A 22,925-nucleotide genomic window follows, 5' to 3' on the forward strand; every position below is an offset into this window, starting at 1 on the left:
AGGACTGCGTGGGTCTGTGGTCACCCGCCCAGTCTCCCCCACTCCCGGCCCCCAACCGGCCGGAAGGCCCGCTCACCCCGACCTTTTCGAGCTACCCGCGCACACCGAGCCTGCCCCCCGGCCACTCGCCGGCAACGCCACCACCGCGCCCTGGCCGACCCCTCCGCCACCGAGACGGCGACCTGCTCCCCGCAATCAAGCCGGACGTGCTCTTCGCCCAAACACCGTCATCCTGGATCGAAATCATCAGTGATCACATGGGCAAGAAGGAGAGCAGGTCCTCATCACCTACAGCGCTTTTGGCGCCCAGGGACAATGGCGCGGGGTGTTGCCGGGTGCTGTGAGGGAGGGGCTGGTAGAAGTCGAAGGCTTGGTAGGCGCGTGGGTGGGTGCCCCTGTGGGTCAGGTTGGTCACGGGTTCGCATGCTTCGTCGGCGATCCACGCGCGGCGCAGGATCCGTTGTCCGTGTGATTCCTTGCGGGCGTGCAGTATCCGCAGGTTGTCGACGACGAGGATCTCCCCGCGGCGCAGCAGGATCTGGGTGCTGGGTGCGGTCTGGACGTACCCGTCGTGGAAGGCTCGGGCGGCCTTGAGGGCGGGCTGGGTGCCGTAGAGGGCCTTGTCAAAGCGCCAGCGGATGGCACGGGCCGTGCGGCCACGGCGGCTGAAGACCGGCTGGTTGACTGCGATCAGCTCGTCCCGGCAGAACGTGAACTGCGGGCGCAGGAGCTCACGCAGCAGAGGCGGGTCTGCTTGCCGCACCGCTTCGAACAGCGTCGCACCGTCCACCAGGATGCTTTCGCCACCCAGGTCCGCCGGCTGAGCGCAATGAAGCATCAGCAGAGCCGGTGGAGCCACGCCGGGCCCGTCGATGAACGCGCCGTCGGTATGGCACCCCACGTCCTTGAGACCCACGGCCTGGTATTCATCGGCATGGTCGCGCCACGCGGCGCAGAGCTCGTGCACCGCTTGGCCGCCGTTGCCGGTCACCGTCGCGATGACGCCATGCTGATCGCCTCGGGGATGCAGCTGTCTGCGTCCCAGCGCGTCGGCCAGGACCGTCAACGGGTCCTGGTCCGGCGCGGGGACGTCGACCTTCACCACCGCATACCCGTCCTGGCTGACGGCATCGGCCAGCGCCCGCAGGTCTGCCTGCGCCACCGTTCCCTGCCCGCTCGCGGTGATCAGCAGGCGATCGGTCTCCATCGGAGCCTCCGTAGCGTTATGTCCGCTGCTCGCTGAAGCACATCCAGGCGTCGACGCCTCCTCCAACTCGGCGCCGTCTACGAGTCCATGGTTACTGCGATGGCAATCCACAGTGGCACCTCGGCGGGCTCCGCTGCCAGAGCGCACCCCCGGTGTCGGTTCCTTGAGGTGAGTGCCCGGATGCATTCCGGCCGTGATCAGGCTTGGATGTCAGTCGGCCTTACGAGGGTCAGGACGCACCGGTAGGGCTCGTCGAGCTCGCCGTCGGGGAAGAGCCGTGTCAGTGCGGTGCGGTTGAGGCCTAGGAGTTCCGCCCGCTCCACGGGGTCCATGACCACGAAGTGCGAGAGGGTGGCGAGGTTGCGGATGCGTTCCTCGACGGCGATCCGGCGCGACCACGCGATCTCACGGGTGGTCACCCGGACCGGGAAGGGAGCGAACACCACGGGCACGTTCATCGGGCGGCTGTGGATAAAGGGCGCGAGCCGGTCCTCCTCCGCCGCGACCCACGCGACGCCGAGGTCGGCGTGATTCCTCCACAGCGCCAGCACACCATGGGGGCGCAGCACGCGCAGCGCTTCGGGGACGGAGCAGGCCGGGTCGGTCCAGTGCCATGCCTGGGCGTAGGTGATCACGTCGAAGCTGCCGGAGGCGAAGGGCAGGCGGTTGCCCTCGCCCCGCACCAGCGGGACCTCCGGCTCGGCCCGGCGCAGCTCGGCTGCCATTCCGGCGCCCGGCTCCAGGGCGACGACACGGGCACCGCGTTCACACAGCAGCCCGGTGGCGATACCGGTTCCGGCCCCGCAGTCCAGTACATCGGCGCCGACCAGCGTCCGGCCGGCGAGTTCCTCCACGGCATCGAAAAGATCCGACGGATAGCCGGGGCGAGCGGCTGCGTACTGCGCGGCAACGGCGTCGAACGACAGGGCACGGCCTTGGTCCGCGTCAGATGCCATGCCCGCGATCCTTCCGGGCGAAGGGTGCAGCGTCGTCGTTCCGCCCCGTCTGCTCACTCATTCCCGGAGGCTATCGACGCGGTTCCGTGCCTGAGACCCCGCGAGACCAGTGCCCGCGCACGCGCCGACCTGCGGTCGTTCCGCCGTATCCGCGTGCCTCCTTGAGGCCGCGCTGTGCTGCTGCAAGCGGCCGGTCCGACGCGTAGCGCAGGGCACGGCCTTAAGCGCCGTGGTGCACGGTATGGGCGTCGCGCGGGATGTCGTCATGCGCGGTGGGGCCGTCGATGGGCCGCCACGCCTCGTGGGAGATCTCGCGGCAGATCAGGCCGTCGCGGAGCTGGAAGGCCCCCAGCTTCCGGACGGACAGCTTGGCGCCTACAGGGAAGGGCAGGTTCGGGATCCGGTCGTCGACGACCGTGACGGTCAGGATCTTGTCGTTGAACACCCACTCCTCGTTCGCCGTGCGCAGCAGCGTGGTCGTGGTGTGAATACGAAGGGAAGCGAACAGATCCCGGTACACAGCCTTGATCTGCTCGGCGCCCTGGCAGACAACACCACGGGCCGGCGCCTCCCAGACGACGTCGTCGGTGTAAAGCGCCATCGCCGCGTCGAGGTCGGATACCTCCCGCTCCATGTGCAATCCGACGACCTCAAGGTTCCGTTCGATCAGCTGCTCACGCGTCAGCAAAGGCTGCAGCTTCACCATCACTCCGATCGCTCGGGAACAGCTCCTCGCGGCGATGATGACGGGACCACCACGACACGGACAAGGTGGCGAACCGGCCACCCACTCGTGCCGCCCCACGCCCCGAACAACGCAGCGCCGACCCCGGGTACCGCCGACAGCTCCGGCAACGCTCCCCGAACCTTGGATGTGCCCGGGCCCCTTGATGAGATGATCGGTTCGATCCCGCGAGTCGCCCGACTGAGCCGTGGATCATGAGGCGTCGGCGTACGGGCCGAGCGGCGGGACGCCCAGCAAGAGCAAGCGGAAATTCACCTACCGGGCGGCGACCGCCTGTACCGTGCTGGTCCTCCCACGCCGCACCTTCAAGGAGATCCGCGCCGGATCACCCAAGCTCACCGCGCACATCGACAGCTACCTCGCCCGTCCCCGGCCGGCGATGACGCGCCGCGGCGAGGCCGACATCGCCGTCGCCTCCGGCCACCGCGGGGAAGCGCAGCTGCCGGCGGCGTTCGTCGACTACGAGGTCAGTCCGCGGGAGTACCCCCTGAGCGTCGCCCAGACCGTACTGCGGATTAACACCCGCGTCGGCGACCTGTACAACGGCCCCCAGGACCAGAGCGAGCAGCAGCTGCGGCTCACCGTCGAGGCCCTGCGCGAGCGCCAGGAGCAGGAGATGGTCAATCACCCCGAGTTCGGGCTGCTGCCCAATGCGGACCCTCAGCAGCGGATCTCGACCCGGCACGGTCCGCCGACGCCGGACGACCTCGACGAGCTGATCTCGATGCGGCGCCAGACGAAGTTCTTCCTCGCGCACCGGCGTACCGTCGCGGCCTTTGCCCGCGAGTGCACCCGTGCCGGGATCTGTCCGCCCGGAACCGAGTTCAACGGGCACCACGTGGTGGCCTGGCGCGGCGTGCCGTTCCTGCCGTGCAACAAGATCCCCATCTCCGCCGACCTCACCAGCTCGGTCATGGCTCTGCGCACCGGAGAGGACAACGGCGGGGTGATCGGCCTCTACCAGCGGGGCATCGCCGACGAGTACGAGCCGGGGCTGTCCGTTCGTTTCATGGGCATCGACGACCGGGCGACGCTGTCGTACCTGGTCAGCAACTACTACTCGGTGGCACCGCTCCTGCCCAGTGCGCTGGGCGTCCTGGAGAACGTCGAGGTCGGCCACTACAACAAGCCACCGGACCTGACGTGAGCCCGCTCGGCGGCCCCACCGGGCCGGGCACCTCCGCCGCAGGCCGCTTCGCCGCGCGGCCTTCGCAACCGGTCCTCGGCCGGGCGGCTGCCATGCCGCGTCTGGACTGCCCACCGCCGCGGCGCGACGATCCAGTGCTGGCCGGCCGGCTTGACGAACGCCTCCTGGAATGGGCCGACCGTATCGGGCTGTACCACGGCCGGATGGAGCGGGTGCGCGACGCGGGCTTCGGCCGGCTGGCCACCTTGTGCCATCCCGCGACCGACGACGAGGACCTGCTCATGGTCCCGGCCCGGTGCGCGCTCGCCATCTGGGCCCTGGACGACCACTACTGCGACGACCCGGACCTCGGAGCCGTGCCCAGCCTGCTGGGATCCCGGCTGGCGACCGCCTCCGCCGTCCTGGGCAGGGTCCACCTGCCCGACCGCCACGAGGCCGCCTTCGACGCCGCCACCCGCGACGACCCCGCACTCAATCAAGGGCCTGCGATCCGCCGCCGGCCACCTGCAGCGCGTCACCACTCCCACCCCGGTTCGACCGGACCCGCCACACCCTGCGGACCCTGTTCGCCGCCCTCGCGCAGGAAGCAACCTGGCGTGCCACCCGGTACCAGCCACAGGTATGGGAGTACCTGATGAACCGGCAGGCCAACAGCTTCCTGCCCTGCATGACCGCCGTCGACACCCTCGGCGGCTACCGGCTGCCCGCCGAGGTCTGGGCCCACCCCGACGTGCACGACGCGGTCGGCACCGCTTCCCTGGCAGCCTCCATCGCCAACGACATCTACTCCGCCGACACCGAGGCCACCGGTGCCCACGGGGACTTCAACCTCCCCCGAGCCATCACGGCCGAACAGCCCTGCACTCCGCAGGAGGCCCTGCGTATCAGCGCCGACCTCCACAACGAGCTCATGCACCGCTTCCGCCAGCAGTGCGACGACCTGGCCCACCGCGGCGGAAGCGAACTCCACCGGTTCCTCGACGGCGTACTCGACTGGTGCGCCGGCAGCCTCGCCTGGCACCGGACCGCCCCCCGATACCACCGGCAGGCCGCCGACGGGCGCGCCCCCCACGACATGGAGAGAACATGACCACCTCACCCCACCCGACCCGGGCCGTGCTGCGCACCGACTACCAGCGGGCGGTCGCCGCCTACTGGGACACCCATGTCAACGACGACGTCAACCTCGCCCTCGGCGACGTCGACGAGCTGTACCACCACCATTTACGGCATCGGCGCCTACGACCCCACCGTCCTCGACACCACCGCCCCCGACCACGAGCAGCGAACCGTCCGCGAACTCCACCGCCTGGAAAGCGCACAAGCCGACCTCCTGCTCGACCACCTCGGCCCCATCACACCTGAACGCCGGCTCCTGGACGCCAGCTCCGGCCGCGGCGGCACCTCCTTCATGGCACACCGCCGCTACGGATGCCACGTCGACGGAGTGTCGATCTCCCAGTACCAGGTCGACTTCGCCAACGCCCAGGCCCGGCGCCAGGACCTCGACGACAAGGTCCGCTTCCATTTCCGCAACATGCTCGACACCGGCCTGGAGTCCGGATCCCGGCAGGCGGTGTGGACCAACTAGACCACCATGTACGTCGACCTCGCCCAAGCCTTCGCCGAGTTCGCCCGCGTCCTCACAACCGGAGGCCGCTACGTGTGCATCACCGGTTGCTCCAACGACCTCACCGGAGGCCGCTCCCAAGCCGTCAGCCGCATCGACACCCACTACACCTGCAACATCCACCCCCGCAGCGCCTACTTCAAAGCCCTCAACGCGAACGGCCTCGTCCCCATCACCGTCACCGACCTCACCCCGCTCACCATCCCCTATTGGGAACTGCGCGCCCGCTCCCACCTCGCCACCGGCATCGAAGATGCCTTCCTGACCGCCTACCGCGAAGGCAGCTTCCACTACCTCCTCATCACCGCCGACCGCACATAACCCAGAGGGCGCCAGCCTCCGGAGCTGCCTCTACCAACCGCCACGGTGGCCGTAGACCACCGCCACCTCACCCGCGACTACGATCGCAGGACACGCCACCCGGGCAGGCTTCCGACCTGCGCTGCCTTCCAGATCGACGTGACACCGCCGGGCCACAGCCACAGCCACAGCGGCTGACGGGTCGGCCCCTACTTGGTCGCCCCCGCGGGGATGCGAGAAAGCCCCGATCCTTGGCAGGGACCGCGTGGTTCACGTCCTGCGCCGCTGACGGCTACTACGCGAACGGCGCCAAGAAGGATGCCGCGGGACGTCCGGGCCGGATCCGTACGGGCGAAGGCGCTGACCTCGCAGAGCCGTGTCCAGGCCGACCGCCCCGGCACGCTCAACCGCACTCCGACGAAGCCGACTTCGACGAGCCGGGCAGGTCCGGGGCCCCGCCGGGAGCTTCCCCGATTTCCCCTGTGGGACGGACACCCCTGCGACCTCTGCCAGCACGGGCATGCGGTAGCGAACGGTCAGGGGGCATCCACTGACCCAGTGGTCATCCGAAGTCCGGCAGTGGGCCGCCACCGAAGAAGAACCACCACAGCAGGTGCAGGAGCTTCCGCAGGAGCCTTGCGAGCTGCGACAGGGTGTTGACCCAGAACGTCACGTCGTCCTTGTGGTCCTGCAGCCAGCGAAGCGAGCCGCTGTTCGCACGCAGCCAGGCCCAGGCTCGCTTCATCTGGATCTTCAACCACACCCAGAGGGAACCCTCGCGGACCTCGACGCGTGTGAGCGCGAAGTCCGCGGAGTCGGCGAGCCCATGTAGTTCGCGCTGGAAGCGTGAACCGAGCGCCTGGTAGCGGCCCCATAGACTCGGCTCCCGCGCATCGGTGATCAGGATGCCGATCTCCACGGTGTCGTTGCTCACGAACCCCTCAACGGCCGGTCCCTCACCGGTGCTGCGCGCCGTCACCACACGGGCGTCGCCGATCCCCTCGTGATGCCCGAGGGAAACCAGAGATCTGAAGTCCGAGTCCCGGAAGAACGGCTCCACGGGAGTGGGCGGTACCTGAGATGTGTTGCCAGGCGCCCGGCCCAGAGCCTGCCCAAGGACGTGCTGGAAAACCTCGGGAACTGCCCCGCTGATGGAGATCCCTCCCTCGATGGAGAGTCCCCGACGAGGATCGATCGTTGCCATGGTGTCCCCCCCCCAGCCCAGGAGTCGTTCCGTCTCAAGTCATCTCCAGAAAACGCCAGTTGAATCCGAATCAAGTGATGCGCGCGAGGCTTCACTTGATCCGTCGGGAACCTTGGGCGCGGCCAGATCCACGAACCGACCGGCCCCAGTCCGCCAGCCGCCGCAATCCGGGCGGCAAGGGAAGGGGGGGCCTGGGCCCTGAGCGCCCTCTTCCTCGCCGGTTTCACCAGCGCCGTCCGCAAAACCTGAGCCGCAGACGAGGGCCGGGCCTGCAGCCGAGAGCCCCGGCCCGACGGCCTCGGCCGCGCTGGTGCTGCTCATCGGCTGTGCCGGAGCGGGACCTGGTGGTCTATGCGCCGCCGGAGGAGGCCGGTGGGTGGAGGTCGGTGCGGGCGCCGCGTCCGGGGCGGTGTGTGTGGGCGGCGGTGATCTGGTCGGCGGCGTAGAGGGATTCGCCGCCGCGGCCGGGCCCTCGGCCTTCGGGAAGCAGCCCCCAGCGCGAGAGCTGCTTGCGGGTGGTGCCGGTGGCGGAGGAGCCGGTGTAGCCGAGGTATTCGGCGACCCGGCTCACCGGCCGAAGCTCCCGGCGGCGACCGGCGTAGCGGGCGAGGGTGTCGGGGTGCCACTGGGGCCGCCCGTCGACGTACCGGTCCGGGGTCGGCAAGGCCCCGGTGTCCTTGAGGGTGTCCCAGCCGGTGAGGCTCATGGGCAGCCGTGCCCCTCCATGAAGACGGCGAAACCGTCCTGGGTGACCGCCTGGTCGGCGGCCGCCGCAGCGACGATGTCCGCGGGCAGACGCGGGCCGTGCGCGGGACCGACCGGGTAGCAGTCCATCGGGAAGGTGCGCACTTCGCGCTCCAGCCACTGGGCGGTGCTCAGCGCACTGTCAGCGGGGAATCTCGCCCAGGAGGTCTGGATGGCGGACTGGTGCTTGGCGCCTTCGATGTCCGCCTTGGGGCCGTCCCCGTGGTGGTAGGCGAAGTTGGGGCCCTCGCGCACCAGGGCGTCGCGCTCCAGGCGGACCGCGCCCTTCCCGTGGCCGGGACAGCCGTGGAAGGCCAGGGCGCGGGCGCGGGAGTCAGGGCATCGACGTCGATCTCCTCGGGGCGGACCAGGACGTAGGTGAAGTCGTCCTCGCTCGTGCCGTCGGCCCTCGCAGAGCCGGCGCACGTCGTCGCGGAGCTTCAGCGCGACCAGGTGAGGCACGGCAGGGAGCCCTTTCAGTCCTCGTCCGCGAAGTGGGCGCGGAGCTGCTCGGCAAGGTCCAGGACGAGGTCGTAGTGGAGGCGGCCCTGGTCGGTGTAGGTAGTGGCCGGGCGGCACTTGTCGCGGTAGCGGGCCAGGGAGGGGTCGAAGACGTCGTCCGCGTCCTCGGCCCGGTCACTGATCGTGATCCTTGCGGTGCGCAGGAGTTCGAGGACGTGCAGGCGGTCGGCCTGATCGCTGATGGCGTCGATGTGGCCGGCGAGGAGCGGGGCGAGCCCGAGGTCGGCGTCGGCTTCGGCATCGAGGTCGACGGCTGACGTCGGCGACCCGCTCCGACTGCCGAGCGGGAGGGCCGTGGGTGTCGGCGTGCCGCTTGGTCCGGCCTCGGGTCCGGAGGGGAGTTGACTCTGGCCAATCCCGGGCCGTGCAGGGGCCATGCGAGGTGGTCGGGAGTATGTTCCAAGGGCACTCGTGGACGTCGCGCCGTGAGCCGGGGTTTCTGCCGTTCCGGCGGGCCCTGGTGACCGGTGCGGCGGTCGCCGCAGAACGAGGCTGCACCGAGAACCGGGCCAGAACCCCGCCCTGCCGGCGCCGACCGAAAAGGGGTCGGTGCCACCTTTATGAGGGCGGGTTCGAGGCCCCTCCCGGATGTCTTCCGACTGCGCCCATCGCCATCGGCTCTGCCGGTGACGCAGCGATTCCCTGCCTCGATGAAAGGGCATGGACGGAAGGTGAATCTGGGACCCCAGCAGGTAGTCGAACTGCCAACCAGTGTCTGCTGGTTGTGGGACGGCCGCCGCCCGGTCATGGACGGTGCGGCGGCGGCCGCCTGCGCGAGGAGGTGGACTCCCCTCCGCACTCTCCTCGCTCCCACCGTCCTCACCGGCGCCCGGGACTTGCGCGAGCGACCCCGGCTCGAACAACGCCGTGAGGAAGAAGGGCCGGAGCCGCCGTATGTCGGTGCGGCAGCTCCGGCCACCCCATGAACGGGGTGGACGGTGAACGCAGGCCCGGGCGCCAAGAGGGCGGCCGGCTGGACCGGTTGGCGCACGATGCCCAGTGCCGCCGCCCGGGTATCTCCTTCGCATCGTAGGCCGCAGGGGCGGTGAGGAAACCGTGCCGATCCGGCCGGACCGGCGGAGACTCGCCTTCGCGGCGCCGCCCTCGCACACGGCGCCGCAAAGGTCTCTCCAGGGCGTTCCGGTCCGCACGGGGCCGGTTCGGGACAACACCCTTTCCAGCACGAAGGCTTGCCCGGCCGCCCGGCGTGGGAGGGAGATACGGCCGGCCCGCTCTTCGAGCCCGTACCCACCGTCCTCCCGGCGCCCCCGGCCGGCCAGCCGCCGAATGGGCCCGTCCATGGGGCCGGTCGGCCTGTGCACGGAGGCCGAATGGCCCCATCCAGAAGGACAGGCGGCCCCGGTGCCGTACAGCCACAGCCGCCGCACGGGCCGCCGCGAAGAAGACCATGATGAAGACGGCCGCCATGATGCAGCCCGCCGCGTCCAGCGACAAGAGGGGCCGCATGAACTGCATCGGAGACAAGATGGGCGAGGGAGCCACCTTCGGCCTCCTCGGTGCCGCCCTGGGCCAGCCCGAAGCCGTCCTGGGCGGAGTCTTCGGCGGCCTCATCATCGGCCTCGCCCAATGCACCAGGCGACCTGACCCACTCCTGAACGAAGCGCCCCCGTGCCTGTAACAGGGCGAGGGGACGCTGCGTTTCCGGAGAAAAGCCCCCGCCGGTAACGGTCCTTCCTGCCCTCCACGATTCTGGTGCTGTCGTACAGCGTGTGCGGACGGACGGGCGGACCCCGCCCGTCCGCACGGTGTCCCGGGTCACCGGCTGCGGGGCGGCTCGCCCGTCGGGCTCCCGCGCGCGAGAGCCGTATTCACCGCATCGGCCCTGACCGCGCCAGAACCATCAACGGTGACAACTCCCTTGATCTGTAGGACGTCGGTCGCCTCAGAGAGCCAGGGCCGGGTGCTCCGCCCAGGCGCGAACGGGTGAGTCGGGGGCGAAACGGATCCGCGTAGGGCTGGACGATCCGCAGTTGGTGACCGCGCGTCACCCTGAGGCGATGCGCGGTCACCAGCTGCGCCAGTAGCCGTTCGCAAGGCATGGACATCCGAAGGACCGTCGCGGCGTTCGCTCTCGCAGCAGCCGCACCGACTCGTAAGTAGTGGTCTCGCCGCAGCAACTCCTGCATCGGCAGGCGCGTCGGAGAGTTCCCATCTCCTGCTCGGCGGGCCTCTCGTCAACCGCTGTCGCCGGGGCCGCGCAGGGTCTGGGCGTCGGCCAGTTCCCGGTAGGTGGCGCTGCGGTCGAGGAGTTCCTCGTGGGTGCCGGCCGCGATGACGCGGCCGGCGTCGAGGACGTAGATGCGGTCGGCGTTCTGCACGGTGGAGAGCCGGTGGGCGATGACCAGCAGCGCGCACCGCCGGGCGATGTCGCGCATGACCTGGCTGAGGGCGGCTTCGTTGATGGCGTCCAGATGGGAGGTCGGTTCGTCAAGGAGGAGCAGCGACGGCCGGGTGAGCAGGGCGCGGGCGAGGGCGATGCGCTGGCGTTCGCCGCCCGACAGGGTGGTGCCGCGCTCGCCCAGGACGCAGGAGAGGCCGCCGGGGAGCCGGTCGACGACGTCGGTGAGGTTGGCCAGGCGCAGCACTCCCCGGACCTCGGCCGGGTCGGCGCCGGGCATCGCGTAGGTGATGTTGTCCCACAGGGTGCCGTGGACGACGTGGGTGTTCTGGTCGACCAGGGCGATGCGGGCCCGGCACTCCCGGCGGGTCAGTTCGGGGGCGGGATGCCCGTCGAAGAAGACGGCGCCCGCCTGGGGTTCGTAGAACCGGGCAGCGAGCGAGAAGACCGTGGTCTTGCCGGCGCCCGAGCGGCCCACGAGCGCGACCTGGCCGCGATGGGGCACGGACAGGGACACGCCGCGCAGGACGGGCCGGCCGGGCAGGTAGCCGAAGTGGACCTCGCGGAGAGCGAGCGCGTCGGCGGTCCGGGCGGTGGCCTGGCGAGGGCGGCGGGGGCGCGCAGGAGGGCGCGGGGAGCCGGCGGGTTCCTCGGGGAGCGCCAGGGCCTGGTCGACGCGCTGGTAGGCGCCCATGCCGCGCTGGATGAGGCCGATGGCGCGGAAGACGGAGGAGAGCGGGACGACGAGGTAGGAGGCGTAGAGGAGGAAGGCCACCAGTTCTCCGAGGGACTCGGAGCCCCCCACTCGCATGCCGCCGATGACCAGGACGAGCAGGAAGGAGCCCTGGACGGCGAGTTCGACCGCCGAGCTCATGACCGCGGCCAGTTTGGCGGTACGCACACCGGCGTCGTAGGCGGACTCCACCCGGGTGCCGATCCGCCGGGCTTCGCGGGCCTCGGCGCAGTGGACCCGCACCATAGGCAGTGCGCCGAGGGCTCGTTCGAGGTCGGCGGCGATGTCGCCGACGGCTCCCTGGGTACGTTCGGCGGCGGCCCGGATACCGGACAGCAGTGAGGCGACGACGACGGCCGCCGCGACGACGGTGGAGGCGACGAGGAGGAGCAGGAGAGGGTCGATCCATGCCATGAGCGCCAGGGCGCCGACGGAGACCAGGATGCCGGTCACCAGGTCGACCAGGGCCTGGGCTGCCGCCTCGCGGATGACGGTGGTGTCGGCGGTGACGCGGGAGATCAGGTCGCCGCTGCGGTGCCGGCCGTACTCGCGCATGTCGAGGCGGAGCAGATGGGAGACCAGCCCGTGGCGCATGGTCCGGATCACCCGTTCCCCCATGCGTTCGAGCAGGAAGCGGCCGACCGCGCCGGCAGCCGCCTCGGCGACGAACAGGGCGGCCAGGAGCAACAGCGGTCCCAGCAGGCGCTCATGTCCTGCGGCGTCCACGATGCGCCGGGCGACGAGCGGCTGGGCCAGGCCCATCGCCGAGCCGGCCAGGGTCAGAACGGAGGCGACGGCGATCGCGGACCGGTGGCCGGCGGCCAGACGCACCATGGTGACGACCGCCCCGGGCGCGCCCCGGCGACCGCCCTCGGCCGGGTCCGGCGGCGGAGTGTCGTCGCCGGACCGCGGGTCGGCGTCCGTGGCGACCTGCTCGGTCACGGCGTGTTCCGGGAGGCAGGGGGGACGCTCATCAGGCGGCTGAAGTAGTCGTCGGGGACGCCTTCGCCCATCGGGCGGCCGTCGACCTCGATCCAGGCGTGGGCACTGAAGGGGGGCACCACACGGACGCCGGTGCACCAGGTGGGCCAGACGCCCCACAGGCGGCACAGCAGCGCGGCGCCCAGGGAACGCGGCAGGCAGCCGCGCGGCCCGGCACAGAAGAGGCTCACCGCACACAGCGCGTCCCGGGCGGCCTGGGCCTGGCCGCGGGTGGCGGGCGCGGCGCCGCGCCGCAAGACGGTCAGCAGGGCCAGGATGCGGCGGGGCGGCAGCCGGGCGATCAGGTAGGCCGCGGGCAGGACGACGCGGGCGCCGAGGCGGTGCGCGCGGGGGACGCCGGTGGGGCGGGCCAGGGCGCTGGGGGTACTCATGCCGAAACCTCGCTGCGCTCGCTCATGCGGCCAGCCCCGAGGCCCGCAGTTGTTCGGTCAGCGCGGCGACGTCCCGCGCGGCCTGCGAGCGGTCGATGTCGAACTCGGCCATGAGCGCGTCGACCGCGTCCTCCTCGTCGCCGCCCTCCAGCAGGGTGTGGACGACGAGCGTGCCCGTGGGGTTGAGCTCCCAGTACTCTCCGTTGCGCTGGTCGAGCAGGACGGTTCCGTAGGTGGTCTCGGTGGTGCAGATGTCGGCGCTGAGCCGCACGGTCATGTGCTGTGCCCCTTTCTCCGCGTCAGGCTTCGTAGCCAGACCTCGCAGGCGATGGTGGAGTAGAGGATCGCGTCCTGCAGCCCGGGAGTTGCCGGGCGGCGGGCCAGGGCGCGCAGGACCTTTTCGTCGACCAGGCCCATGCGGGCCAGGTGGGAGTCGTCCCAGAGGGCGAGCAGGTCGCCGCGGTGCTCCCGCAGCCCGTTGGAGGCGTCCATCGAAGCGTGGGCCTTGTTGGCGCGGCGCAGGCACTCGTCGGGGACGATGCCGCGCATGGCCGTGGTGAGCAGTGGTTTGTAGGCCCACGGGGTGACCCGTTCGCGGGGCCGGACGGCGAGGGACGCCTCGATGACCCGGTCGTCGAAGAAGGGCGAGGCCATGGGCACACCCGCGCGGGCGGCCATGCCGTCCCACAGACGGACGACGCGGGTGCAGTCGCGGATGGCCTCCAGATCGGCGTGCAGGCCGCGGTCGGGGTGCAGCGGCCGCGCGGTCGCCGCCAGCTCGGTCATGGCTTCGCGGACGAGCCCTTCGGCCTCGGGAGTGACCCAGTCGAACAGGCGGGGCGGAGCCGACCAGCCCAGGGCCCCGGTGACGGTGAGGGGGAAGGGGTCGCGCAGGTGCGTGGCGGCGTCGGCCAGCCACCTGCCGTACGGCCGGGAGTCGGCCAGGGTCCTGGCCATGCCCGACAGGGGCCAGTCGAAGAGGACCTTGAAGCCGCGCAGCTGGCGCAGGGCGAACAGCGGGCGGCGGCGCAGCAGTTGGTGGTAGTAGGCCTCGGAGCACCAGGCGATGTGGTCGCCGCCGATGCCGGTCAGATGCAGCCGGCTGCCGCGTTCCCTGAGGCCGGGCAGGTGGTGAAGGACGCGGGCCCGGTCCATGACGCCGATGGTCGGCTCGTCCATGGGGTCGTCGATGTCCAGCAGGTCGGTGTAGACGAGCGGGGAGTCGTCGGCGTCCCACACGACGTGCTCGACGTCGGGCAGGTGGTCCGCGGCCCTCTTTGCCCATTCCAGGTCGTCGTCGGCCGGGTCGCGACCGGGCCAGGTGCTGGCGAGCACGCGGGCCGGGGAGCGGTCGGCCAGGAAGCACACCGAGGTGGAGTCCAGGCCGCCGGAGAGGTCGCAGCTGACCACGCCGCCCTGCCGGGTGCGGGCGTCCACCGCTTCGGCGAGCGCCTGCCGCACCAAGGGAGCACCGACGGCGAGGGGCTGCACCGGCTCGGGCGGTGTCCACCAGCGGGAGGTGCGCACCGTGAGCCCGTCGGACGCGAGGTGGAGCGCCTCGCCCGGGGGCACGGCGGTCACGCCCTGCCAGACGGAAGTCTCGTACAGGGGGTGGGGAACGGGCCACAGCAGGCGGACGGCCAGCTCACGGGGGTCGGGATCGGTGCCGACGGCCGAGGCCAGCAGGTCGGCGGCGGTGGCGGCCACGGTGACCCCCGCGACGTTCGCGTGGAAGACCAGCCGCAGGCCGGAGGCGGTGCCCTGGATCCTCACCCGGCCGTCCAGCGAGGCCACCAGGTGAAAGCTGCCGGGCAGGGTGCGGGCCAGTGTGTCGAGTCCGGCGAGGTCGTCCAGCCGCTCGGCGTGGCGCCGCAGGACATCGGGGTCGACGGGGCAGCAGCCCACCACGGCGAGCGCGGCCCTTCGAGTGGTGGCGGTGACGCACTCGTCATCGGTCCAGCTGCCGGTGATCCACGGCCTGCCGGAGGGGTGGTCGAGTGTCCGGATACCGGGGTGGCGAGGGAGGCGGCGGGCCGCGGCTGACGCGCCCCCGCAGTCCGGAAGGACCGCGAAGTACGCGCCGCCGCAGCCCGTGCCCGCATAGTCACGCGATGAGGGCATGGCCTGGGATCAGTCGCCCGGCCTCAGTTCTTGCTGAGGACGATGCGGTCGTTGCCGTGCTGCTTGAGCAGACCGGTCTTCGTCCGGAAGCCGCCGCGGCGGACCAGAGTGGGAGCCTCGTACGTCTTCTTCATGACGTCTCCTCCGGGGAAGAAAAGAAAGGAAAACCAGCCCCGCACCAGGCTCAACTCCCGCCAGGCGCAGGGTGGTTCACCGCTTGCGAAGAACGTAGCAACCCATCCCCTGGGTGTGACAATACGTATATATTCGCATCTATGTGTTCGATCGCACATTTATGCATAGATAGTCAGTTTGGCTGCCACGGGCTGGAGGTCGGCGTGCGCCGATGCTGTATCCGCACAGCCCCGCGCCCATGCGGACGGCGTCCGGCGCATTGCCCCCCCTTTCTTCGGTTCCGTGATCGGACCGGACACCGTGCGCCGCAACGCGCGACTGGTCCTGGCCGAAGCCGGGACCAGTCGCCCACGGGAAACCGGGGGGCTCGGTTCACAACACGTGTCGTCCCGGACAACGCCGCAGCACCCGTAAAGGTCGCTCCCGGTCCGGAAGCGGGCCCGTTCGCGCCGTAGCAGAGCCAGGTGCCCCACGAACACCTCGAAGGCGCCTACACCTTGGGGCAGTGGCTCTCGGATCACCGGCGGGCGGCGCGCCCGCCTGGGCACACGCCACCTGCCGGCCCCGGACGCACGGGCACACTCCCCCCTCGAAGCGGCCGAGGGCGTCGCCTTGCATGCCACCGACCCGGCCACCGTCTACCTCGCTGCCTCCGCGGTCAGCAGGGCAGTCCATGGGTGGCGGATCCCGCGACGGGCTCCGGGGTCGGGCACTTCATTCAGGTAGGCCCGCAGGTCAGCGATGGTTTCCGGTGCCACGGAACCAGAAGCGTCCCGCAGTTGATCGAGACAGGATGGCATGCGGGAGGGTGAAAGGGCAGGCGTGGACTCGCTCGGTGCTCATCCGGATTCGACACCCACATGATCACCAGCGGCCATGCCTGCACTGTTTCCAGGGCCGCCCACCGCGACGAGCCGACAAGTCGTCACATCCCGTGCTCGGCAGGCGAACCACCCGCATCGAGACTTCTCAAAGACCCTGGACCTGAAATCGCGACCGCTTACAGGAAGCAGCGGAGCATAATTCCGCCACGCATAAGATCGCGCCTTCACTCCGCTGCTGGCCCTGGGGCAGCTCAACCGTTCAAACCGCCGACGGCAGTACCTGAACCTGCTCCTGATCCACGCCGTCATGACCAGGATTGTGCGAACGCACGGGGCCGCGGCAAGCCCTACCGTGCCGCGAAGGCTCCGACCTTGAAGTCGGTGCCGCAGACGCTGAAGACGCCGCCCGGAGAGCCGTTCGCCTTCATCACGTTCACCGTGGTGCTCACGTCCTTGGGCAGCGCGACCTTGACGTGGGACGCCTGCACCGGGCAGGTGTAACGGGCCGACTTGGTGCCCTCGCCGTTCACGTCGTTGTACAGCACGTCCGCCACCACCGCGGCGCCCGCCGGGACGTCGACCGCGTCCGAGCCGTCCTTGGAGTTGTCCCCCGAGACCGGGCTCGCCTTGCCCTGGTCGTCGGCGGCGACCACGGTCGTCGGGCCGACGATGGTGCAGGGGGCCTCCGAGGTGTTGGTGATCTTGAGGGTGGCGTCGGCGGCCTGCGCGTCACTGGCGTGGCCCGAGGACTGGAGGAACGTCACCGAGGTGTTCTTGGTCGTGCAGGCCGCGGTGACGCGGCCCCCGCCCGTGCCGGAGGACGAGCTGCCTCCACCGCTCGTGCTCGTCCCGCCCCCGGACGACGCCGAGGACGAGCCCGCGGCCGACGCCGAGGCCGCGGCGGAACCCGACGGGGCGGCTGATGACGCCCCGGTGTCGGCGGCGCCGCCGTCCTTCGTGCCGCTGCCGTCGTTGCAGGCGGTCAGGGACAGGGCGAGCGTCGCGACGGCGCCGACGGCGAGCAGGGCGGGACGGGTGGTGGTGCGCATGGCTGGTTCCCCCGGTTCTCGTTCGTGGGTCGCGATCCTGCACGAGGTCGTTTCCCCTTACACGAAAGAAGGTGTCGCGGCGCGCTGGCAGATCACTAACGAGCGCCGGCGGCGGCGCTAACGCCCGGCTAACGCTCCCGGATCCTGGCGTGTGCCGCCGCGTGCCGGCGCCGCAGTTCGGGCAGTGCGTCCTGGTCGGCGATGCGCAGTAGGGCGTCGAGCGCGGTGACGGCGCCCGCGTCGTAGCCGGTCTGCTCGGCCTCAAGCGCGGCCTGCGCGAGGCGGCGCCGCCCGGCCGTGGTGTCGCCGAGCCCGGCCAGCGCCTCGCCCTGCCAGGTACGCAGGAGCACGCGCCGGGCGACCGCCTCGTGCTCGGGGCCGAGGCCGAGCGCCACTTCGGCCGCCTCGTACGCCTGCTGGTGGCGGCCCACGCCGAGGTGGATGCGGGCCAGGTGCTGGAGCGCGAGCATCCGGGTGTGCGCGTCGTCGGCCTCGGTGGCGAGGGCGAGGGCTCGGGTGCAGGCCGTTTCGGCGGCGCCGGGTTCGTCGTCGGGGAGGGCCGCGGCGAGGTTGACCAGGGCGGTGGCCTCGCCGAGTACGTCGCCTGCGCGGGCCGCGAGTTCGGGCGCGACACGCAGGTGCCGGACGGCCTCGGCGGTGCGGCCCTCCTCGGCGAGCACCCAGCCGAGCAGGGTCAGGACGCGGGCCTCTGCATAGGGGTCGGCGCAGGCGCGGGCGTCCGCGAGGGCGGCCTCCAGGGTGGGCGCCCAGTCGGCGAGGACCCGCCAGACCACCAGCGGCCACTGAGTCACGGCGATCCGCCAGGCCCGCTCGGGCCGGTTCTCGGCGCGGGCCGCAGCGGCGATCAGGGCGAGGTCGTCGCGCTCGGCGGCGAACCAGCCGAGCGCCTCCTCGCGGCTGGTGAAGTCCCGTACGGCGGGAGGCTGTTGAAAGTCATCGGGCTGTACGAAGGCGGGCTCCCCGCCAGGTTCCGCGGCCTCGGACGCGGACAGCGCGGTCGCCACGCAGTGGTCGTACAGGCGCAGCCGGGCGGCGGTGCGGGCGGCCGGGTCGTGGCTCTGGCCACGCGCGTAGAGCCGGACCAGATCGTGCAGGGCGTAGCGGCCGGGGGCGGTCTCGGTGAGCAGGTGCGCGGTGACCAGGCGGTCGAGGGCGCGGGCCGCATCCGGCGGGGTCGTGCCGGCGAGGGCGGCGGCGCTGAACCGGTCGACGTGCGTGCCCGGGTGATGGCCGAGCGCGGTGAACAGCTGCGCGGCGTCGGCGGGGAGGTGGGCGGTGGTGAGCCGCAGCGCGGAGGCGACGTCGATGTCCTCGGCGGCGAGCAGCGCGAGCCGCTGGCGCTCGTCGGCGAGCCGGTCGGCGAGGGAGGCGAGGCCGAGGGCGGGGAGTTCCACGAGCCGAGCGGCGGCGACCCGCAGCGCGAGCGGTAGTCCGCCGCACAACTCGGCTGTGCGGCGGGCCGCTTGGGGCTCGGCGGCGGTGCGGTGCTCGCCGAGGACGCAGGTGAGCAGGGCCACGCTGTCGTCGGTGGCGAGGACGTCGAGGGCGAGGACGCGGGCGGCGTCGGAGGCGACGAGACCGGTGAGGCGGGCACGGCTGGTGACGACGGTGACACAGCCGGGTCCCGTGGGCAGCAGCGGGCGTACCTGGGCGGAGGTGCGGGCGTTGTCGAGGACGACGAGCAGGCGCAGTTCGGCGGTGAGCGAGCGGAACAGGGCACCGGCGGCGTCCGCCGACTCAGGTATCCGGCACGGTGGAACGTCGAGAGCGACAAGGAACTCCCGTAGCAGCTCGGCCGGTTCGGGGTCCGAGGTGTCGCTGAACCCGCGCAGATCGGCGTAGAGAGTCCCGTCTGGGAATTCGGCGCGCCGGCCGGCCGCCCAGTGCACGGCCAGTGCGGTCTTGCCGACCCCGGCGGGGCCGGTGACCACGACGACCGGCCCGTCAGGTCCGGCCGCGGCCGCGGTCAGCGCGGCGCTCTCGGCGGTGCGGCCGTGGAATCCGCGCGGGGTACGGGGCAGCAGGTCGGGCCGGAACTGCGCTGGTTCCCGGGCGGGTTGGGGCGTATCGGCCGGGACCGCGGGGGCACTGTCGGGGCCGAGGGCGAGGGTGAAGGCTGCGGTCAGCTCGGCGCCCGGACCGACGCCGAGCTCGTCGGCGAGGACCCGGCGGGCGCGGTGGTAGGCGTCCAGGGCCTCCGAGGAACGCCCCGCGTGGTGCAGCGCCTCGACCAGCCGGGCGGCCAGCGGCTCGCGCAGCGGATGGGCCCCGGTCTCCGGCCGCAACAGCTGGACGGCGCGCTCGTGTTCACCGCCCACGACGTACGTGTCGGCGAGCAGCTCGACCGCGGCGAGCCGCGCCTCGTCCAGGGTGTGCGCGGCGGAGCGCAGCAGCGGCGACGGGTAGGCGCCGACCAGCGCGGGGCCCTGCCACAGGGCGAGCGCCTCGGTGAGCAGCGCGGCCCTGTCACCGGGGTCGGTGGCGCGGCGGGCGAGCGCCACAAGACCCTCGAAGCGGTGGGCGTCGAGCAGCATCTCCGGCAGTTCCAGGTGGTACGCGTCGCCGCGCGTGCTCAGCTCGACGCCGTACGCCGATGCGTCGACGCCCGCCAACAGTGCCCGAAGGCGCGAGACATGACCTTGGATCACGGTGCGAGCGTGCAGGGGGGGTTCGTCGTCCCACAGCGCCTCGGTGAGTGTGTCGACGGAGACCGCGACATTGGCCCGCAGCAACAGCATCGCGAGCAGGCTGCGCCGCTTGGCGGGCCCGAGCGGCAACGGCCCGTCGCTCCCGCTGACCGACACGGGGCCGAGGACCTGGAACTCCATGGACAGAACCCTATCTTCCGGGGGCTACTGGGGATCGGGACGTCTCGTCGTACGGATACAGCGCAAGACGTCAGCGGTGCGCAGCAGGGCGAGCAGGGCATCGCGGCCATGCGGTGGCCTTGAGAGGTCGATGACGGCGCTGCGCTTGTTGCGATTCAGGTTGAGTGCCGTGCCACCCATGCTGTGGTGGCGCCGCGGCGGGTAGTGGCGCGTCATGTCGCCAGTGGGCGGCTCGACTTTGATCACGTCAGCGCCAGGTCGCCGAGTTGCTGGGCAGCGTACGGAGCCGTGATCACGCCGGCCAGTTCGATGACGCGGGCCCCGGCGAGAAGTCCGCGGCCGGACGGGCCGCCTGGTTCATCGGACATCTTCCGGTGCCTCCTGGGGGGTGGGGCGGGCGAACGGTGGTGCGGTACGGGCGGCGGCGGACACGTGGTGCCGTGCCGATGGGGTCTCTCCTGCTCGAGCGAAGCCGAGAGCTTGGGGAAGGCGGGGGCCCACGAAGATCGGGGAGACACCCCCTAGCGCCACTGGAGCGCGGCAGACCCGAGCGGGGTACGCCGGCCGGGCTGGGGGACCGTGCGCCCGCTGTACGCGAACGGTGTCGCCGGTTCGGTGAGCGGGCCGAAGTCGGTCCCGGTGGTCGACAGCGCGGCGAGCGCGTGCCCGGGCCGGGGCAGGGGCAGGTCGAGTACGTCCTCCCGTGCCAGCAGGCCGAGTTTCTGCACCCAGTGACACACCCCGGCCAGGGTCACGCGGATTTGCCAGGAGCCGCCCTCCGCCGCGCGTCGGCGCAGGACCGTCGCGACGGCGGCGGCCCCGAGGTAGGCGGCGAGGTAGTCGTTGAGCAGGTACGTCGGTGGCAGCGACGGCCGGTCGGTCCACTCCTCGATGGCTAACCCGGTTGCCGAGCAGGCGAGTTGGTCGAACCCACCGCGTTCACTCCAGGGGCCTTCGGCGCCCCAGGCATGGTATTCGAGGGTGATGAGTCCGGGGCGGCGCCGGACGAGCTCCTCGGTCGACGCGCCGTGCCGGGCGAGTCCCCGATAGGCGTTCACGAAGACGTCCGCGTCCTGGAGCGCGTCGTGGAAGGCCGCACGGTCGTGACCGTCGCGCAGGTCGCAGTAGGCGTTGCGCTTGCCGCCGCCGGTCATCGCGATCATGGGGTTCGGGTCGGGGCGGTCGGGACGCGACAAGTGCAGCACGTCGGCGCCGAACTGGGCGAGGAGCCGGGCCGCGACGGGTCCGGCGATGACGTGAGTGAGGTCGAGCACCCGTACGCCCGCGAGTGCCTCATCGGCCTCACCGATCGGCTCCAGAGGCCGGAGCGGTCCGTCACCGACGCGTTCGATCTCGACGACCGGGCGCTGCGCGACATACCGCCCCGCGGGGTGCGCGAGCCACTCGTCACGGCTGCGCACCACGCAGGCGACGCCGCCCCGCGCGCAGATGGCCTCCTCCAGCGTGAACGCGTCCCAGCCGGCCGCGGCCCGCGCGATCCCCACCTTGTCGAGCACGCACCCCAGCACGGAGTGGACCGCGTCCCGCAGATGCGGATAGGTGGTGATGATGAAGATCCACCGGCCGTCGCGGGCCCGGTAGAAGTCGTTGTTGCCGAGCAGCGCCGGATCGTCGAGCAGGACACCGATCGGGCGCCCCGACAGTGTGGTGTGATACGTGGCCATGAGCTGGTCGATCGCGGCCTCGGCCCGCACTTCCACCCGCTGGTGCCGGTGGCCGCGTTGTTCGCCGAGCGCCGCCGTCTGCCGTCCGAAGACACCGATCGCGGCGGACATGGCATCGGCGAGGCGGTGCACCGAGGGCACCAGGGGGTCGGCCCCGACGACGGTGATGTCCTCGGCTCCCCGGGCCGGATCGGGGTCGCCGAGGGTGTGCAGCAGCCGGGAGACGATCTCGCCCGTGGGCGGCAGCGGTGTCGTCGGGTCTGTTGTGGTCAGCGTGTTCGAAGTCATGCCGGGATGGTCGTTCCCCGCACCACCCGAGCACCTGGATTCACGGATATCCGCGAATGGATGCGGACATCACGTCCGCGTCTCCTTGATGTGCGCGAGGAGCCGGGCCGCAGCCCGGTCCAGACTCAGCCGCTCCGAGCGGCCGCGACGCCGGTGAATCAGGGCGAGGGCTCCCGTCACGACGGGGCCGTCGGTGACGGGGATCGCGAGTGCGCTGGCCTCGGGGTCGGCCAGACCCTCGCTGCGGCTGATCCGCGACGCGCGGATCCCCGGAAGGGCGGAACGGAACTCCGCGACTGCCTCGGGGTCGTGGCGGGCGAGCTCGTCGAGCAGCCCCTGGCGCTCCGCCCCGTCGGTGAAGGCCAGCAGCAGCCGACCCGCGGCGGTGCGCAGCAGCGGGCGGGCGACGTGGCGGTCGGCGAGCGGCACGAGGCGGGGAATCTCGTCCTCGCCGCCGCGCGCGAGGTACACGGCGTCGAGCCCGACCCGTACCGTGAGCAGCACCGGGGTTTCCGCGACACGGCTCAGTTCGTTGAGCTCGGCCTGACTGATCCGCGGGACGACCCGGCCGGCGATGAGGTTGAGGACGTGCGGGGCGGGCCCGAGCCTGAAGCGCCCGTGCTGTTCCAGCAGAAACCCCGTCGCGACAAGGCCGTTGACCAGGTCCTGCACCGAACTCGCCGGCGCCCCGACCGTCCGCGCCAACTCGGCCACGGTCATCCCGCCCGGCGCCCGCGCGGCAGCCTCCAGGATCCACGCGACCCGGTCCACCGTACGGTGACGCCGCCGTCGGCCGTGCTCGCTCATCCCGCCCCACCTCGTCCTTCTTGCTACGCCGCCGGCCACTGGCGCCGACACGGCCCGTCGATCCTTTCCCGCACCACCCCGGCGAGCAAGCCGGCCCCGGCCCCCGCAGACGTAACCGGCCCGGCAGCAGAAGGTGGTTCACGCGAAGGCGGAGGGACCGTCTCCAGGGCGAAGCCCTCCGCCTCGGCGAGCTCATCGAGGTGACGGCACGTTGCGCAGTGGACTTCCCGGGCTCCGTCGAGTCCCT

At 71.5% G+C, this 22,925-nt stretch carries 22 protein-coding genes and 1 pseudogene; 5 read left to right on the forward strand and 18 right to left on the reverse strand.

Features of this window, described 5'->3' with window-relative positions:
* Positions 1-253: 253 nt before the first annotated feature.
* From ACSHXC_RS00565 to ACSHXC_RS00575, 3 genes are all read right to left on the reverse strand, one after another.
* Entirely contained in the window at positions 254-1,207 is a 954-nt protein-coding gene (locus ACSHXC_RS00565) for a TauD/TfdA family dioxygenase (RefSeq protein ID WP_438289600.1), read from the reverse strand.
* Between the two features lie 197 nt (positions 1,208-1,404).
* Positions 1,405-2,163 (reverse strand): class I SAM-dependent methyltransferase, encoded by a 759-nt coding sequence (locus tag ACSHXC_RS00570; RefSeq protein WP_438289601.1) that lies wholly within the window; start codon positions 2,161-2,163, stop codon positions 1,405-1,407.
* Between the two features lie 220 nt (positions 2,164-2,383).
* On the reverse strand, positions 2,384-2,869 hold the full coding sequence (locus tag ACSHXC_RS00575) for a nuclear transport factor 2 family protein (protein WP_438289602.1): 486 nt from the start codon (positions 2,867-2,869) through the stop codon (positions 2,384-2,386).
* Between the two features lie 226 nt (positions 2,870-3,095).
* Between ACSHXC_RS00575 and ACSHXC_RS00580 the strand changes: the two genes are divergently transcribed.
* The 4 genes and pseudogenes from ACSHXC_RS00580 (at position 3,096) to ACSHXC_RS00595 (ending at position 6,006) form a co-directional block, all read left to right on the forward strand.
* Positions 3,096-4,055: a family 2B encapsulin nanocompartment shell protein gene (locus ACSHXC_RS00580; protein WP_438289603.1), complete on the forward strand. Its 960-nt coding sequence runs from the start codon at positions 3,096-3,098 to the stop codon at positions 4,053-4,055.
* Positions 4,052-4,690, forward strand: a complete 639-nt coding sequence (locus tag ACSHXC_RS00585; RefSeq protein ID WP_438297090.1) for a hypothetical protein — start codon at positions 4,052-4,054, stop codon at positions 4,688-4,690. The genes ACSHXC_RS00580 and ACSHXC_RS00585 overlap by 4 nt, the downstream gene beginning before the upstream one ends.
* Positions 4,618-5,145 (forward strand): terpene synthase family protein, encoded by a 528-nt coding sequence (locus ACSHXC_RS00590; protein ID WP_438296363.1) that lies wholly within the window; start codon positions 4,618-4,620, stop codon positions 5,143-5,145. Before ACSHXC_RS00585 ends, ACSHXC_RS00590 begins: the two co-directional genes overlap by 73 nt.
* Positions 5,142-6,006 (forward strand): annotated as a pseudogene (locus ACSHXC_RS00595) (geranyl diphosphate 2-C-methyltransferase). Before ACSHXC_RS00590 ends, ACSHXC_RS00595 begins: the two are co-directional and overlap by 4 nt.
* Before the next feature lie 541 nt (positions 6,007-6,547).
* Here the strand turns inward: ACSHXC_RS00595 and ACSHXC_RS00600 are convergent.
* The 4 genes from ACSHXC_RS00600 to ACSHXC_RS00615 form a co-directional block, all read right to left on the reverse strand.
* On the reverse strand, positions 6,548-6,919 hold the full coding sequence (locus tag ACSHXC_RS00600) for a hypothetical protein (RefSeq protein ID WP_438289604.1): 372 nt from the start codon (positions 6,917-6,919) through the stop codon (positions 6,548-6,550).
* Positions 6,920-7,538: 619 nt separating this feature from the next.
* A complete protein-coding gene (locus ACSHXC_RS00605; RefSeq protein ID WP_438289605.1) occupies positions 7,539-7,895 on the reverse strand; it encodes a hypothetical protein in 357 nt (118 codons plus the stop codon).
* Positions 7,892-8,395 carry a hypothetical protein gene (locus tag ACSHXC_RS00610; RefSeq protein WP_438289606.1) on the reverse strand — a complete coding sequence of 168 codons (504 nt, stop codon included), beginning with the start codon at positions 8,393-8,395 and terminating at the stop codon, positions 7,892-7,894. The genes ACSHXC_RS00605 and ACSHXC_RS00610 overlap by 4 nt, the downstream gene beginning before the upstream one ends.
* A gap of 14 nt (positions 8,396-8,409) precedes the next feature.
* Complete coding sequence (locus ACSHXC_RS00615; protein ID WP_438289607.1) at positions 8,410-8,832, reverse strand: hypothetical protein; 423 nt, start codon at positions 8,830-8,832, stop codon at positions 8,410-8,412.
* A 1,031-nt stretch (positions 8,833-9,863) separates the two neighbouring features.
* On the opposite strand from ACSHXC_RS00615, the gene ACSHXC_RS00620 reads away from it, so the two are divergent.
* A complete protein-coding gene (locus ACSHXC_RS00620; protein WP_438289608.1) occupies positions 9,864-10,094 on the forward strand; it encodes a hypothetical protein in 231 nt (76 codons plus the stop codon).
* 556 nt (positions 10,095-10,650) lie between these two features.
* Here ACSHXC_RS00620 and ACSHXC_RS00625 read toward each other — a convergent pair.
* The 11 genes from ACSHXC_RS00625 to ACSHXC_RS00675 form a co-directional block, all read right to left on the reverse strand.
* Positions 10,651-12,381: an ABC transporter ATP-binding protein gene (locus ACSHXC_RS00625; RefSeq protein WP_438296365.1), complete on the reverse strand. Its 1,731-nt coding sequence runs from the start codon at positions 12,379-12,381 to the stop codon at positions 10,651-10,653.
* 104 nt (positions 12,382-12,485) lie between these two features.
* The gene (locus ACSHXC_RS00630) at positions 12,486-12,920 is read right to left on the reverse strand and encodes a lasso peptide biosynthesis B2 protein (protein WP_438289609.1); all 435 of its coding nucleotides are present in this window, start codon (positions 12,918-12,920) and stop codon (positions 12,486-12,488) included.
* Positions 12,921-12,942: 22 nt separating this feature from the next.
* Positions 12,943-13,197, reverse strand: coding sequence for a lasso peptide biosynthesis PqqD family chaperone (locus ACSHXC_RS00635; protein ID WP_438289610.1), 255 nt, complete (start codon positions 13,195-13,197; stop codon positions 12,943-12,945).
* The gene (locus ACSHXC_RS00640) at positions 13,194-15,041 is read right to left on the reverse strand and encodes a lasso peptide isopeptide bond-forming cyclase (protein ID WP_438289611.1); all 1,848 of its coding nucleotides are present in this window, start codon (positions 15,039-15,041) and stop codon (positions 13,194-13,196) included. The genes ACSHXC_RS00635 and ACSHXC_RS00640 overlap by 4 nt, the downstream gene beginning before the upstream one ends.
* 23 nt (positions 15,042-15,064) lie before the next feature.
* Entirely contained in the window at positions 15,065-15,175 is a 111-nt protein-coding gene (locus tag ACSHXC_RS00645) for a keywimysin-related RiPP (RefSeq protein WP_438289612.1), read from the reverse strand.
* 1,172 nt (positions 15,176-16,347) lie between these two features.
* Complete coding sequence (locus tag ACSHXC_RS00650; protein ID WP_438289613.1) at positions 16,348-17,049, reverse strand: DUF4232 domain-containing protein; 702 nt, start codon at positions 17,047-17,049, stop codon at positions 16,348-16,350.
* A 128-nt stretch (positions 17,050-17,177) separates the two neighbouring features.
* On the reverse strand, positions 17,178-19,898 hold the full coding sequence (locus ACSHXC_RS00655; protein WP_438289614.1) for a BTAD domain-containing putative transcriptional regulator: 2,721 nt from the start codon (positions 19,896-19,898) through the stop codon (positions 17,178-17,180).
* Between the two features lie 24 nt (positions 19,899-19,922).
* Positions 19,923-20,114, reverse strand: a complete 192-nt coding sequence (locus ACSHXC_RS00660; RefSeq protein WP_438296366.1) for a CoA transferase — start codon at positions 20,112-20,114, stop codon at positions 19,923-19,925.
* A 26-nt stretch (positions 20,115-20,140) separates the two neighbouring features.
* The gene (locus ACSHXC_RS00665; RefSeq protein ID WP_438289615.1) at positions 20,141-20,266 is read right to left on the reverse strand and encodes a hypothetical protein; all 126 of its coding nucleotides are present in this window, start codon (positions 20,264-20,266) and stop codon (positions 20,141-20,143) included.
* Between the two features lie 153 nt (positions 20,267-20,419).
* On the reverse strand, positions 20,420-21,871 hold the full coding sequence (locus ACSHXC_RS00670; protein ID WP_438289616.1) for a CoA transferase: 1,452 nt from the start codon (positions 21,869-21,871) through the stop codon (positions 20,420-20,422).
* Between the two features lie 69 nt (positions 21,872-21,940).
* Positions 21,941-22,678, reverse strand: a complete 738-nt coding sequence (locus tag ACSHXC_RS00675; RefSeq protein ID WP_438289617.1) for a helix-turn-helix domain-containing protein — start codon at positions 22,676-22,678, stop codon at positions 21,941-21,943.
* Positions 22,679-22,925: the final 247 nt, after the last annotated feature.

This window comes from Streptomyces sp. HUAS TT7 (assembly GCF_051550175.1).
GTDB lineage: Bacteria > Actinomycetota > Actinomycetes > Streptomycetales > Streptomycetaceae > Streptomyces.